This window comes from Morganella sp. TYF_1, assembly GCF_043105645.1.
Taxonomy (GTDB): domain Bacteria; phylum Pseudomonadota; class Gammaproteobacteria; order Enterobacterales; family Enterobacteriaceae; genus Morganella; species Morganella morganii_B.
Genome location: NZ_JBICLU010000025.1, coordinates 1 through 13,426, shown reverse-complemented (window position 1 = coordinate 13,426; position 13,426 = coordinate 1). Strand labels below are relative to the sequence as shown.

Annotated in this window: 13 protein-coding genes, 4 tRNA genes and 1 pseudogene; 8 read left to right on the top strand and 10 right to left on the bottom strand. The window is 49.2% G+C overall.

Annotation, left to right across the window (positions count from 1 at the left end):
• Positions 1–9 precede the first annotated feature (9 nt).
• The 8 genes from cheA to cspE all read right to left on the bottom strand — a co-directional run bounded on the left by cheA (position 10) and on the right by cspE (position 8,364).
• Complete coding sequence (gene cheA, locus ACF8OF_RS11580) at positions 10–2,082, bottom strand: chemotaxis protein CheA (RefSeq protein WP_392496713.1); 2,073 nt, start codon at positions 2,080–2,082, stop codon at positions 10–12.
• Positions 2,083–2,158: 76 nt separating this feature from the next.
• Positions 2,159–3,160 carry a flagellar motor protein MotB gene (motB, locus tag ACF8OF_RS11575; protein ID WP_279800004.1) on the bottom strand — a complete coding sequence of 334 codons (1,002 nt, stop codon included), beginning with the start codon at positions 3,158–3,160 and terminating at the stop codon, positions 2,159–2,161.
• Positions 3,161–3,167: 7 nt separating this feature from the next.
• A complete protein-coding gene (motA, locus tag ACF8OF_RS11570; protein ID WP_107679415.1) occupies positions 3,168–4,055 on the bottom strand; it encodes a flagellar motor stator protein MotA in 888 nt (295 codons plus the stop codon).
• A gap of 99 nt (positions 4,056–4,154) precedes the next feature.
• Positions 4,155–4,736, bottom strand: coding sequence for a flagellar transcriptional regulator FlhC (gene flhC, locus ACF8OF_RS11565; RefSeq protein ID WP_025152169.1), 582 nt, complete (start codon positions 4,734–4,736; stop codon positions 4,155–4,157).
• 5 nt (positions 4,737–4,741) lie between these two features.
• The gene (flhD, locus tag ACF8OF_RS11560; RefSeq protein ID WP_025152168.1) at positions 4,742–5,095 is read right to left on the bottom strand and encodes a flagellar transcriptional regulator FlhD; all 354 of its coding nucleotides are present in this window, start codon (positions 5,093–5,095) and stop codon (positions 4,742–4,744) included.
• Positions 5,096–6,809: 1,714 nt separating this feature from the next.
• Positions 6,810–7,505 (bottom strand): MgtC family protein, encoded by a 696-nt coding sequence (locus ACF8OF_RS11555; protein ID WP_025152167.1) that lies wholly within the window; start codon positions 7,503–7,505, stop codon positions 6,810–6,812.
• A gap of 348 nt (positions 7,506–7,853) precedes the next feature.
• Positions 7,854–8,048 (bottom strand): protein DsrB, encoded by a 195-nt coding sequence (gene dsrB, locus ACF8OF_RS11550; protein ID WP_392496711.1) that lies wholly within the window; start codon positions 8,046–8,048, stop codon positions 7,854–7,856.
• A gap of 103 nt (positions 8,049–8,151) precedes the next feature.
• Positions 8,152–8,364, bottom strand: coding sequence for a transcription antiterminator/RNA stability regulator CspE (gene cspE / locus ACF8OF_RS11545; RefSeq protein WP_004240014.1), 213 nt, complete (start codon positions 8,362–8,364; stop codon positions 8,152–8,154).
• Between the two features lie 460 nt (positions 8,365–8,824).
• Between cspE and ACF8OF_RS11540 the strand changes: the two genes are divergently transcribed.
• From ACF8OF_RS11540 to ACF8OF_RS11520, 5 genes are all read left to right on the top strand, one after another.
• The gene (locus ACF8OF_RS11540) at positions 8,825–9,334 is read left to right on the top strand and encodes a YlaC family protein (protein WP_392496709.1); all 510 of its coding nucleotides are present in this window, start codon (positions 8,825–8,827) and stop codon (positions 9,332–9,334) included.
• Positions 9,335–9,463: 129 nt separating this feature from the next.
• Positions 9,464–9,539, top strand: a tRNA-Asn gene (locus tag ACF8OF_RS11535).
• A 248-nt stretch (positions 9,540–9,787) separates the two neighbouring features.
• Positions 9,788–9,863 (top strand) — tRNA-Asn (locus ACF8OF_RS11530).
• A gap of 243 nt (positions 9,864–10,106) precedes the next feature.
• Positions 10,107–10,182, top strand: a tRNA-Asn gene (locus tag ACF8OF_RS11525).
• Between the two features lie 226 nt (positions 10,183–10,408).
• Positions 10,409–10,484 (top strand) — tRNA-Asn (locus tag ACF8OF_RS11520).
• Between the two features lie 48 nt (positions 10,485–10,532).
• Here ACF8OF_RS11520 and ACF8OF_RS11515 read toward each other — a convergent pair.
• Both ACF8OF_RS11515 and ACF8OF_RS11510 read right to left on the bottom strand, forming a co-directional pair.
• Positions 10,533–10,835 carry a helix-turn-helix domain-containing protein gene (locus tag ACF8OF_RS11515; RefSeq protein WP_262858767.1) on the bottom strand — a complete coding sequence of 101 codons (303 nt, stop codon included), beginning with the start codon at positions 10,833–10,835 and terminating at the stop codon, positions 10,533–10,535.
• A 2-nt stretch (positions 10,836–10,837) separates the two neighbouring features.
• Positions 10,838–11,191, bottom strand: coding sequence for a type II toxin-antitoxin system RelE/ParE family toxin (locus ACF8OF_RS11510; protein ID WP_392496708.1), 354 nt, complete (start codon positions 11,189–11,191; stop codon positions 10,838–10,840).
• Between the two features lie 164 nt (positions 11,192–11,355).
• On the opposite strand from ACF8OF_RS11510, the gene pyrC reads away from it, so the two are divergent.
• The 3 genes and pseudogenes from pyrC to ACF8OF_RS11495 form a co-directional block, all read left to right on the top strand.
• Positions 11,356–12,408, top strand: coding sequence for a dihydroorotase (gene pyrC / locus ACF8OF_RS11505; protein WP_262858768.1), 1,053 nt, complete (start codon positions 11,356–11,358; stop codon positions 12,406–12,408).
• Positions 12,409–12,643: 235 nt separating this feature from the next.
• On the top strand, positions 12,644–12,901 hold the full coding sequence (gene bssS / locus ACF8OF_RS11500; RefSeq protein ID WP_004236879.1) for a biofilm formation regulator BssS: 258 nt from the start codon (positions 12,644–12,646) through the stop codon (positions 12,899–12,901).
• 167 nt (positions 12,902–13,068) lie between these two features.
• A pseudogene (locus ACF8OF_RS11495) lies at positions 13,069–13,426 on the top strand (hypothetical protein); the annotation flags it as partial.

Sequence of the window (13,426 nt, the reverse complement as noted above, 5' to 3'; positions counted from 1 at the left end):
TACCTTTGTTTATTGCATCACAACGTGTGACGTGTTCAGTTTCTTTTGGCACAAAATTTCGTTGTTCATCCGCTGTAATTCCGCCACATCAATAATCAGTGCAACAGAACCATCGCCCATAATGGTGGCGGCAGAGATCCCCGGGATTTTGCGGTAATTACTTTCCACATTTTTCACCACCACCTGCTGCTGTCCGATCAGTCTGTCCACCAGCAGGGCATAACGGTTACCGGCGTTCTGTACAATCAGGGCGATACTTTTCGCCAGATCACGCTCCGCCTCTTCAATGCCGAAGACCTGATGCATTTCCACCAGCGGCAGATATTCGCCGCGCACCAGCAGCATTTTTTCCTCACCGGCAAGGCGGTAAATGTCTTCCTGGCGCGGCTGAAGTGTGCTGATAATGGCACTGAGCGGAACAATAAAGACATCATCCGCCACTTTGACGGACATACCGTCGAGAATAGCCAGGGTCAGCGGCAGCAGGATCCGGGTCACGGTGCCGCGCCCTTCGGTGAAACCAATCTGAATACGACCGCCCATGTCCTGAATGTTACGTTTCACCACATCCATACCCACACCACGTCCTGACACATCGGTGATCACTTCGGCGGTAGAGAAACCCGGCGCCATAATCAGCATCGCGATTTCATCGTTGGTCATGTTGTCGTGCACATCCATGCCCTGCTGGCGCGCCTTGGCCAGGATCCGTTCCCGGTTCAGACCGGCCCCGTCATCCCGCACTTCAATGCAGATATTGCCGCTCTGATGTTCCGCCGCCAGGGTCAGAGTCCCGGCTTCCGGTTTGCCGTTTGCGGCACGGACGTCCGGTTTCTCAATACCGTGATCGAGACTGTTACGCACCAGGTGGGTCAGCGGGTCGATAATCCGCTCGATCAGGCTCTTATCGAGTTCTGTCGAACTGCCTTCCACTTTCAGCTCGATTTTCTTATTCAGTTTTGAGGCGATATCGCGCACCATGCGCGGGAAGCGGCTGAAGACATAATCCATCGGCATCATACGGATAGACATGACAGATTCCTGCAGCGCCCGCGAGTTACGCTCCAGCTGGACAATCGAACTGAGCAAATCCGCATATTCGGTCTGATCCACCTGCTGACTGTGCTGGGTCAGCATTGACTGGATAATCACCAGTTCACCAACGAGGTTGATCAGCTGATCCACCTTCTCCACCGCCACACGGATACTGCCGCTGTCACCTTTGTTTTTCACCGCCGCTGCCGCTGCTTTACGGGTTGCCGGGGCAGATGACGGCGCGGCTGCCGGTACCGGTGCGGAAACCGTCGTACTGACCGTTTCCGCTGCCGGCTCTGCCGGGGTGCTGTCTGCTGCTAGCATGGCGCTTAATTCTGCTGCCGGGGTTTCCTCATACGCAATCTGCGATTCATCCACCACAAAGCAGAGCACGCCGCTGATATCATCAATTGCGGTATTGGTGCCCAGCCAGACTTTCAGGGTATCGGTGCCCTGTTCGGTTTTGTATACTGTGCCGAACAGTGACAACTCATCAGCCAGCAGAGCGACCTCGCTCTCCTTTAACTTACTGAGTGTAAACGTGAAATGATGTGAAAAACCGGTTTCCGGTGCTGTGCTGTTCTCTTCTGACGCGGCAGTAATTTCTGCGGTTTCACTGACCGGTTCCGGTGCCGTGGTTTCCGTGACAACAGCGGCATCCGCCACACTCTGCTCCACATGCCCCAGCACTTCACAGATACGGTTAAAACTTTCTTCATCCGGCAGTGTGTCACTCTTATAGGCATCCAGCTGTGAGCCCATCACATCTTTGGTATCAAGGAAGACATCAATGATATCCGGCGTCAGCGTCAGCTCATCATGGCGGGCTTTATCAAGCAGGTTTTCCAGGGTGTGTGTGGTTTTCTGCAACAGCGTGAATCCGAATGTTGCCGCACCACCTTTAATGGAGTGCGCGCTGCGGAAGATAGCATTGAGCTGTTCACTGTCCGGATCCCGGGGATCAAGCTCCAGCAGGTGCTGTTCCATATCCCGGAGCAGCTCGTCGGCTTCATCGAAGAACGTTTGATAAAACTCGGTTATATCCATCGCGGTTATCCAATTTTTTTCTTGTGTTACGGCTGACAGATACTGCCGGCAATCCGGCAGTATCTGTCCATCCTGTTTATTGTGTTGTCTCTGCCGCCGCAGCGCTGTTCTGCGGCGGTGTCTGATCCGGTACCGCCGGTTCCGGCACCCTTTCCGGCGGGATCGCCGGCGGAGCCGGTATCCCGGTATGCGGTGCCGGTAGCTGCTTCAGCTGCTGTAAATCGGTAATGGGAACAGCCCCCTCATACTCATGAAGAATATTTTCCATCTCTGACTCATTCAGAACGATGATGCTTATGCGGCGGTTCACCGGCGCAAGCCCGTCGTTTTTATCCAGATGGATAGAGGATGCCATCCCGACCACCCGCAGAATTTTATCTTCGGCCATACCACCGCGTACCAGTTCACGGCGCGAGGCATTGGCGCGTTCAGCAGACAGCTCCCAGTTGCTGTAATTGCCGCCGTTGGCATACGGCAGGTCATCAGTGTGTCCGGAAATACTGATACGGTTCGGTACGTCATTGAGGATCGGTGCGATAGCGCGCAGAATGTCCCGCATATACGGCTCAACATGGGTGGAGCCGACCATAAACATCGGGCGGTTGGCACTGTCGACAATCTGGATGCGCAGCCCGTCATCGGTGGTATCAATCAGCAGATGCGGTTTCAGTTCATTCAGACGCGGGTCTTTGAGAATGGCCTGCTCCAGATCCTGTTTCAGTTTCTCAAAACGACCGGCTTCATCCTGTCCCTGCTCCTCCTGCATGCTGTCCGGGTCCGGCAGGGTATCACCGTCTTTATAAATGATATCTTTGCCACCGCCCGGAATCGGGTTGGTGGCATCCCCGGTTTTTGTTCCCGGATTAATGGCGGTTTTCAGCGGCGTGCGGAAATATTCCGCGATCTGCGTCAGCTCCTGCGGGCTGGAGATAGAAATCAGCCACATCACCAGGAAGAACGCCATCATGGCGGTCATAAAGTCAGCGTAAGCAATCTTCCATGACCCGCCGTGTCCGCCGCCGTGCCCGTGACCGCCCCGCTTTTTGACGCGGATAACATGCGTATTGCCCGGTTTCATTGTCGCTTTACTCCCCGTCCTGAGCTTCGGTACGGTGGCTGACTTTTACTTCACGGACTTTGTCTTCCAGCTCGGTAAAGGACGGACGATCGGCGCTGAACAGGACTTTACGCCCGAATTCAACCGCAATTTGCGGCGGATAACCCTGTAAAGAGGAAAGGAAAGTGACTTTGATGCATTCCAGCATTTTCAGCTGTTCACCGCTGCGCAGGCGGATCAGTGACGCCAGCGGCAGAATAAAGCCGTATGCAACGAGAATACCGAGGAATGTCCCGACCATGGCATGGGCAATCAGCGCCCCCAGCTCACCGGCCGGACGGTCAGCGGAACCCAGCGCATTCACCACCCCGAGAACGGCGGCAACAATACCGAATGCCGGCATGGAATCCCCGACCATATTCAGGCCGGAAGCAGGCACTTCGCTCTCCTGGCGGAAGGTTTCCAGCTCTTCATCCATCAGGGCTTCGATTTCATGGCTTTGCAGGTTACTGGTGATCATCAGACGCAGATAATCCACCAGGAACATCAGTGCAGTCTGATCTTTAAGAATGCGCGGGTACTGGGAAAAAATATCGCTCTCCTGCGGATTTTCGATATCTTTTTCCAGGGCAAGCAGCCCCTGCTGGCGGGATTTATTAAGAAGCTGGAACAACAGCGCCATCAAATCCATTGACATCGCTTTGTTGTAGGAGGAGCGCCGGAACAGACGCGGCAGCACTTTACCCAGGGCAACAATGGATTTCCCGCTGTTACCGACGACAAATGCACCAAAACCGGCACCTAAAATAATAACAAATTCAGCGGGTTGATAAAGTGCGCCCATATGGCCGCCAACCATCAGATAGCCGCCGATGACCGTGCCCGTAACAATGATGTATCCGATGAGTATTAACACACTATTCCCTTTAACTCAGTTAGGTATCGGATGGCTGTCAAAGGGAATTTTAAGGAAAGACAGGCAAAACGGGTTTGCCTGTTTACCAACTCAATCCGGTCACATTACCGCTTTGGCAATGCCATCCTCTCGATATAGCGTAATATCGGCGGGAAGCGCGGAAAGTTTACGTTTTTTTATTGCCCGTGACGGCGGCTGGCACAAACTGCAGGTAAAGCTGTTTTCGGGGATATGGGCGTAGGTGATAAATGACCCGCTGCAGCAACTGCAGACAGAACGCTGCAGCATACCGCTCTCCACAAAACGCACCAGCGTCCAGGCACGGGTCAGTGCCAGCAGCGGCTCTTCACCGGGAACCGGCGGACACTGCTCCAGGTAGAGCCGGTACGCCTTTACTATCACATCAACACCGGAGCACTGTCCGCTGTTCATCAGAAACTCGTAAGCGTTATAAAACATGGAGGCATGAATATTTTGCTCCCATGTCATAAACCAGTCGGTGGAAAACGGCAGCATGCCTTTCGGGGGCGGGCATCCGCGCAGCTCTTTGTACAGACGGATCAGGCGTCCGCGGCTGATTTGTGTTTCACTTTCCAACATCTGAAGACGAGCACCCAGAGAGATTAATTCCATCGCGAGACGGATATCCTGAGCCTCTTTGATGATACTTTTTTCGGCCATGATACTTATCTTTTTCTTGCGTGTGAGTCAGTGCCAGCCGCGCCGTGTGTTTGCAGCAGGCGGGTTGACAGTAAAATTCCGGTATGAACCTGTTGTAATTCATCCACGCGGGAATCACGTGTGAGTTTTTCAATGGTATCGCTGCTTTCAAATCTGAACTGACAGATTAGCTGGTTGGTTTCCGCTAATTTGACCAATTGAGAGAGCGTGAGATTTGCTAACGTAGTTGCCATTGCATCGTTAATGCCTAAGCGGAACATGGCAGAAGCTTTTTCCTGAGCAATAAGTTTTTGGGCTAACAGCAGGTATGAGAGGTTAATATCATAAATATGCTTCAGAAAATCAGTCGTCTGGCTCATTTTTTTTCCTTTCCGAATATCAGCAGCATCAAAGTACAGCAGAAACTATCTCCGGCGCTGTGTGATACCGGAGATCCTGTTTTACGTAATGTTATAAATACCGGAGAAGCTCATTCCATTGTTTACTGCCAATCCATATAAATATCCGGCATGCGTGCGAAACACACAAAAGTAAACTTAAATTAAATGCATATCAGGAATACCTGTAAACAATAAAAGTAACGATTAAAATCAGCATCAGCTTATTTAATGTCTGAATCATCTTATATCATTTATAGACGTTATTTATTATGCACCACAAATTTAACTATTCAAGCCACTGATGTTTGTTTTTGGCTGATAAAGACAAACATCCCCGCATGCATTAGTACAATTTTACTATTAATTATATTTTGTCTCACCATATCCCAAATACTCACCGCACTTATAACTCCCATAAGCTAAATGCCAATAATCTTCAGGTAAATATGACTCAAAATGTGTGTGTCTCAAGTCCATTGCACCAATCACATAATGTGAGGACATATATTGATCCGGATCAATGTGTTTTATTAGGAAACTCCGTCCTGCACCATTCAGAATGAGAATACATGGCAAAAATAGCGGTATAAAACACTTTTTTTCCACCGTGATGGTGATATAACGTGCGATTTAGTCCTTTTTTGCACGGTTTATGATAAGGATATAACAAAGTGTAACGACGGGTATGACATGATACCCCTGCGGATCAATGTTTAGTTATTTTTAATAAAAAATAGCCATTCAGAACAGGGAAACATAAAATTATCTAATGTTGAGGCAGGTTATTTATTCAGCAGGAAAACAACTGAAGATTAAATGAATTTAATTTATTTTTCTGATTTTCTATTCTCGCTCCTCTTTATTGCTTATTAAAAATAATGTCTCTTTCTTTTTATATGCTCACTTATTTGTCTTTACGGAGCGGATAAGGTTATGTATATACGTCCGCGGGTACTTTTATAAACTCAGCGACCTCTCTGATACGCTGGTTACTGTTCTGAAAAACGCATTGATACCCTGCTGTCACCAAAATGACATCATGCCATCACAATCCCGGTATTTTCCTATTAGCACAGTCGTTAATTAAATGTAGCATTGCTTCGGGCGGTCATGTGTGAAGTAATACCCCCAAATATAGTAACTTATAGTTACTATATACTTTTTTTTTTACAAATTAGAAGTGTACTGTGGCTGAGTACGAATTTTGAGTAATCATTTCATGCTATCCTGCCCGGCAGAACAGTGCATTTTATTCCCCGGCGCTGAAGACCGGTAAGCAGATCAAAATTTGCGATTTCGCGCTTTTTATACTGACACCGGCTGATAGCAGGAATGTTACCGGATCGTGACCATCATCACATTTAATTGCTATTTTTCTGAAAACTTTCTTAAATCCGGGCCGATACTGATAACAGTAATCACGCTCTCCACCCCGGGAGCCCGCTTTACGGCCACAAAAAATTCGTTGTAGTGTGACACGGAAAAGGGACTTTCCATCACGCGGAAAACTGAGAATTTGGTGCTTTATTCTTAAAATGAGTAAAAAACATCTCATCTTTCCCATCAAAAAATATCACTAAATATAAATATTCTGTTGATACACAGAATAAAGCCGGTGGATGAGCCACCGGCACAAACCTTAAGACTTTATTAAAATAATGCTGCTGTTCGCTGAACAGCGTACAGAAAATCCTCAGACGGGCAGTTCAGACGCAATCATCCAGTTGACCGCACTGACACTTCTTTCCAGACTGACCCGGCAGACAATACCTTCTATCTCCTTTTGCTCCGCCGGTGTGGCCCGGACTTCCGCACACACTTCCAGCTTTCCGCCGGACGTATCCGCACTGCTGAGTGAATGCAACCTGACATGTGAACCATTCAGCGCCTGGAGGATCACCGTTCTGACCAGAATCTCATCTTTTTCATTGCAGACAGCACGGATTTTATAGTCCTGCACCAGATCCGTGGCGTGAATAACCGGCCGGGCATTGATGCGCTGCGCCGCTTCCCGCAGCAAAATATTGGCACATAAGATAACCAGTGCCGCCGTCACTGCCGGACCGAATTCTCCCAGCCCGCACAACACACCAATACCGGCTGAGCACCATAACGTTGCAGCGGTATTCAGTCCGCGGATATTCATGCCTTCACGCATAATCACCCCGGCTCCGAGAAAACCGATCCCGGAAACCACCTGTGCGGCAATGCGCCCCGGGCTGTCCGGTGATGTGGTCACCGAACTTAAGATAAATACAGCGGCACCAACGGCTACCAGCGCATTGGTGCGCAGACCGGCCATCCGCTGACGCCACTGACGCTCCGCGCCGATCAGTGCGCCAAGAGCCAGCGCCGCCAGTAAATTGAGTAAATAAGGAATTGCAAACATAGTAACCTCCACCCGAAAGACGCCATGGCGTCAGGTGTTAACAGCAGAAAACGTAAAAATAACTGAAAATTCTGCTCAGTAACCGGGAGGAAAGAGTGCGTGAGAAACAATAAACATACTGCATACCTATTGCAGTGATACGACCGGGAACCGGTGGATCATCTGTATCAATCAAAAAGTGCAGTACCGCAGAGAGGTGCTGCCCGCCATTATCATTCCGGCAGACAGTTTCAGAAGAGAAAGGTGTGCCGGATCAGTTAATTGAGTTATAACTGTGACTGTCCAAATCCGGGTCCTCTGTTCAGAAAAGATGCGCGGAGTATAGGATGTCCGCGAAAATATGTAAAGTCAGAAATCATTTTTCGGCGTGATAAATACCCCGTCCCCGCCCTCTTTTTCATTAAAAAACCAAATCCCCTCCGGATATTCCGGCAATGCCACCAGGTACATCACCCCTTCACTAAACGGTTCGATCAGTAATATCCGGCCTTCGCGGGGCTCTTCTGCATCCGTTTTAACATAAACCATGTCGTTAATCTGCATAAACCCGCTCCCGGTGATCACAATAAGGTGATAAGCATAAACATCAGATATAAAAAAAGCCCGCCACTTACGCGGCAGGCTTGGAATTCGGTTTGGCTATATCTTACAGCGGAGTTACGTTAGCTGCAGCCGGGCCTTTAGCACCATTCTCGATGGTGAATTCTACTTGCTGGCCTTCGCCCAGGGTTTTGAAACCTGCGCCCTGAATGGCAGAGAAGTGAACGAAAACATCTTTGCTGCCATCAGCTGGAGTGATGAAACCAAAGCCTTTAGATTCGTTGAACCACTTAACTTGACCTTTCATTTTGTCAGACATGTGACTTTCCTATATATAAATAAATGCATTGCCATTTTGGCAGGTACTGGCCGGAAGCAAAAACTAAATGGAGGCACACAGCATATGAAACGGTCAAAGGCTATCCTGGATAACACTCAACTTAAACGCTCAAACTCAGTTGTCATACATAAAGCTGCTCTTTTTAGGGCCGCAAACATTAACTCATGAGTAGGGATGAATAGCAACTGATTTATTACCGTGAATTTTAAAAAAAGTGAAAGCGCTCATATTTATGCATTTTTGTTTGTCTGATTGCCTGCAATTTCAGCGTATTGAACGGATAAACACACCTGCCTTAAGCCGAATAAGACTATTCTTAATAACCCCCGCACCATAACAGTTCCCCCTCACAAACCCTGTAACTGTTCTGCGCGGTTGTATGCCTGACATGTTAATATAATGTATCAGAACAGTCAGCAGACCTGCGGAGGTCATTTATATGGATGTCGTCAGAACACTTATTACCGGCGCCCTTGATAATATTAATCAGCGTGAGAAACGGGACGGAAAACCCCGCTTCAGCAGTCATTTTATCCGTACCTATCCTTATTTATGTCTGGCGATGGTGGTGTCCTATCTTGTGCTGGGTATTCTTATTTATTACGCACCCTACTTCGGTTTTTACTGGCTGATCGGTTTCAGTGCCCTGTTTCTGGTAATGGCGGCGGTTCTGCTGTTTGAGGTCAAACCGGTTTACCGCTTTTCGGATATCGGTGTCCTGGATTTGCGGGTGTGCTATAACGGCGAATGGTTTGTCAGCGAAGCAGTGCCTCCGGAAACCCTGGCGGTGTTACTTGACCACCCGCAGGTCAGTGAATCACTGAAACAGGATGTCCGCCATATGACAGAAACAAAAGGTACCGTGTCATTTTATGATCTGCATCTGATGGCGTACCCGGAAGCGCATCCGGAGAAACCACGCTCTCACTGGATGAAAGGCGCGGCTTAAGCCACTGTTTATGCCTGTTTTTTATTCATCCGGGTTACTTGCTGAGCAAACAGGATAAAATTATCTTTTTCCCGTTGACACAACCGGGGCACCCCGTTAATATGCGCCTCGTTCCCACGGGAACTCGCTTCCTCCATAGTTCAGTCGGTAGAACGGCGGACTGTTAATCCGTATGTCGCTGGTTCAAGTCCAGCTGGAGGAGCCAAATTCAAGAGCCCGCTCACTGAGCGGGCTTTTTCGTTTCTGCCCGCCGGAAACCGGAACCGCCCCTTCCTGCACGAAAGCCATTAAACTATTCAGACAGCACCGGACACAACTTACAGAACAGCAGAGTCCGTACTGTTTCAGCCGCAATTGCTCAAGCCTTCGCCAGTCAGTCATTTTTTTGCATTTTGCCCTTTACAAGCTGCCGCAGGATAGCTATGATTCACCCCGTTCTCACGAGAACGCAATTCCTCCATAGTTCAGTCGGTAGAACGGCGGACTGTTAATCCGTATGTCGCTGGTTCAAGTCCAGCTGGAGGAGCCAAATTTAAAAGCCTGCTCACTGAGCAGGCTTTTTTTCATTTCCGCTGTTTCATTCTTCCGTACTGCCCTTTTTATCGTCCGGCGAATAAAAAAACCGGATTTATATCTGTTAACCCTGTGATTTTGATGATTATTCCGCCGATGTGCTCATAAGTGCGGCAAACAGATCACAATCACTGATTTTCGCTTTGACAATCCGTTCTGACCACATTACTATGCATCCCGTTCTCACAGAGAACACGCTTCCTCCATAGTTCAGTCGGTAGAACGGCGGACTGTTAATCCGTATGTCGCTGGTTCAAGTCCAGCTGGAGGAGCCATATTTAAGAGCCCGCTCACTGAGCGGGCTTTTTCGTTTCTGCCAGACGGCAATTTCTGTTTGCCCGTTTTTATTTTTTCTGACTGACTGATTTACAGGCAAAATTAACCTTTTTCGCTGCTATTTTCCGCAAAGTGATCACAAACAAAGCGAACGATTCAAAAAGTCATTTTTCATTTTGACAAACCCGCCCCGCCGCACTACTATGCACCCCGCGTTGAAGATGTTCCTCCATAGTTCAGTCGGTAGAACGGCGGACTGTTAATCCGTATGTCGCTGGTTCGAGTCCAGCTGGAGGAGCCAACGTTTACCTCTCCTTTTATTTCTCTGTTTTATCCGTACTATCCTGTATCAGACCCTGAACATATAATGCGTGCCGTCCGGCAGCTCAACATCAATATTCAGTTTTCCGCCGATGGCATCCACATAGCGTCTCAGCGTGGATAATTTGACATCACGCCCCGGTTTTTCCATCCCGGCGACCGTCGGCTGTTTGATCCCCAGCGCCTGTGCCATTTCCACCTGTGTTTTGTTCACTTTCTCCCGCAGTTCCGCCAGATGGATATTCAGCAGGATCTCCTCCGCCTGAACCCGTGCAGCCGCTGCGACTTCCGGCTTTTCCTCAGCCAGCAGTTGTCTGAGTGACTTTCCCATTGTTAACTCCTGTTTTCCGGCCTGTTCAGCCATTCTGTATACTCACGGTCAGCCTGCGGGATCATCTGCATATAAAAACGTTTTTCATTACCGGTTTTATACCCCGCGCACAGCAAAACACCTCTTCTCTCAGGGTCGAATGCAAAAAATGCCCGTATCGGTTGTCCCCTGCTCTGTATACGTAACTCTTTCATATTCGTATACCGGGAACCTTTTACGGTATCTGCATACGGCCTTGGTAAGCCGGGCCCCCGCTTCTCCAATACCAGCATCGCTGCCAGTATTGCTGCGCGATCTCCGTCATCCTGCCCGGCAAACCACGCTGCAAATTTATCTGTTGTCACTATCTTCCACACGTTATGTCCTTATAATATAGATCAGATGCTATATAGGTGCAAAGCAATAAGTAACACAGAAACGCAAATTAACATGGTATTTACCGGCAAATCGTTCTATCATTCTTTTCCGGCTTATGGCACCCGCCATCAGGTTATCCTTTACTTATTTCGGAGCCGGTTCAATGACTCATCCTGTTACTTCCCTGAAAATTCGCCGCCCTGACGACTGGCATATCCATTTCCGTGATGGGGCAATGCTCGGTACTGTTGTGCCTTTCACCAGTGCGTTTTTCGGGCGCGCTATTGTGATGCCGAACCTGGTTCCGCCGGTCACCACCACCGATGCCGCCATTGCGTACCGCGAACGCATCCTGGCCGCCGTTCCGCAGGGGCATGATTTCACCCCGCTGATGACCTGCTATCTGACCGATAATGCCGACCCGGCAGAGATTGAACGCGGTTTCCGCGAAGGTGTGTTTACGGCCTGTAAACTGTATCCGGCGAATGCGACCACCAACTCCGCACACGGCGTGTCAGATATCCGCAATATTTATCCGGTGCTGGAGATGATGTCACGCAGCGGTATGCCGCTGCTGGTACACGGTGAAGTCACACATGCCGATATTGATATTTTCGACCGCGAAGCCCGCTTTATTGATGATGTGATGATCCCGCTGCGCCGTGATTTCCCGGCACTGAAAGTGGTGTTCGAGCATATCACCACCAAAGAAGCCGCCCAGTATGTGCTGGACGGGGATGATAATGTCGCCGCCACACTGACACCACAGCATCTGATGTTTAACCGTAACCATATGCTGGTCGGCGGTGTGCGTCCGCATCTGTTCTGCCTGCCGATCCTGAAACGCAATGTGCATCAGGAAGCGTTGCGTCAGGCGGTAGCCGGCGGCTGTAAACGGTTCTTTCTCGGCACGGACAGTGCCCCGCATGCCCGTCACCGCAAAGAGTCCGCCTGCGGCTGCGCCGGGGTGTTCAATGCGCCGACCGCACTGGCCGCGTATGCCACGGTATTTGAGGAGCTTAACGCACTGGCGCACTTTGAGGCGTTCTGTTCACTGAACGGCCCGGCGTTTTATGGTCTGCCGGTCAATGACGGCTTTATCGAATTAACCCGCCGGGACGTGATCATCCCGGAAACCATTAACGGCGCAGAGGATATTTTAGTGCCTTTCCTGGCCGGCACTGATGCCCGCTGGGATGTTAAAACCTGTTGTTAAACACAATAAATCAGGTGTAAATACGTAGTCATTTAGTGCGATAAGGCGAAAAACGGCTTATTGCACGACTATGATGTTCAGAGAAGACTATTTTGCCGTTTTTTGCATAATAAAAGTCTGATCCCCCCCTTTTTACTTTTCAAAAAGACCTTATACTGATATGACCCGTTGTTAACGGGACGTTAGCTCTTAGTCAGAGATACTCAGCCATCTTGCCGTATGATTAGGAGGTTCCATGAACGATAAAAAAACCGTTATCCAGACTCATCCGGTTATCGGATGGGATATCAGTACCGTCGATAGTTACGACGCCATGATGCTGCGCCTGCATTATCTGCAGGATCAGTCCCAGTCTCCCGAACATGCAGAAGTGGATAAAACCATGTGGCTGACGACCGATGTCGCCCGCCAGTTGATTGACATACTTCAGGCCGGTATCGATAAAATTGAATCCGGTGAATATTACAATCAGTCAGACAATATCAGACACTGACACACAAAGACTGCACAAGAGGGACACCATTTGGTGTCCTTTGTGTTTTCTGCGGGCTTATTGCAAAAACTGAATACGTATCATGTTTTTTACCGACAGACATTTTTTTTTGATGATGATAAATAAGGGAGTCTTAACAGCCGGTTACAGATCAGAAACGGACGCATATGCCACCTGTAAACACACTAACCACCGCCTCATCAGCTAACATAACCCCGGTATACCGGGATAATCCAAAACCGGAAGACCCGGATATCTGGTTTGATGCCATCGACTACGTTGAAATGGAAGAGACCTGGTTTGAGGGAGCTGAAGCCTTTACCCCTTATAAAGACCATCATACCGATCCATCGTTTTCTGCCGGAGACGCGGCGGATTCACGGGTTCCCTTTACGGAAGACTGCCGCCGGTGTGTGCAGCAGCTTGTCCGTACCCTGGGCGAATACGGGGAGAACAAAATACTTTCTGTCTGCCTTTCTGAAATACTTCCGGGAACGCCGGCCCCTGTCATTATCGCAGCAAACA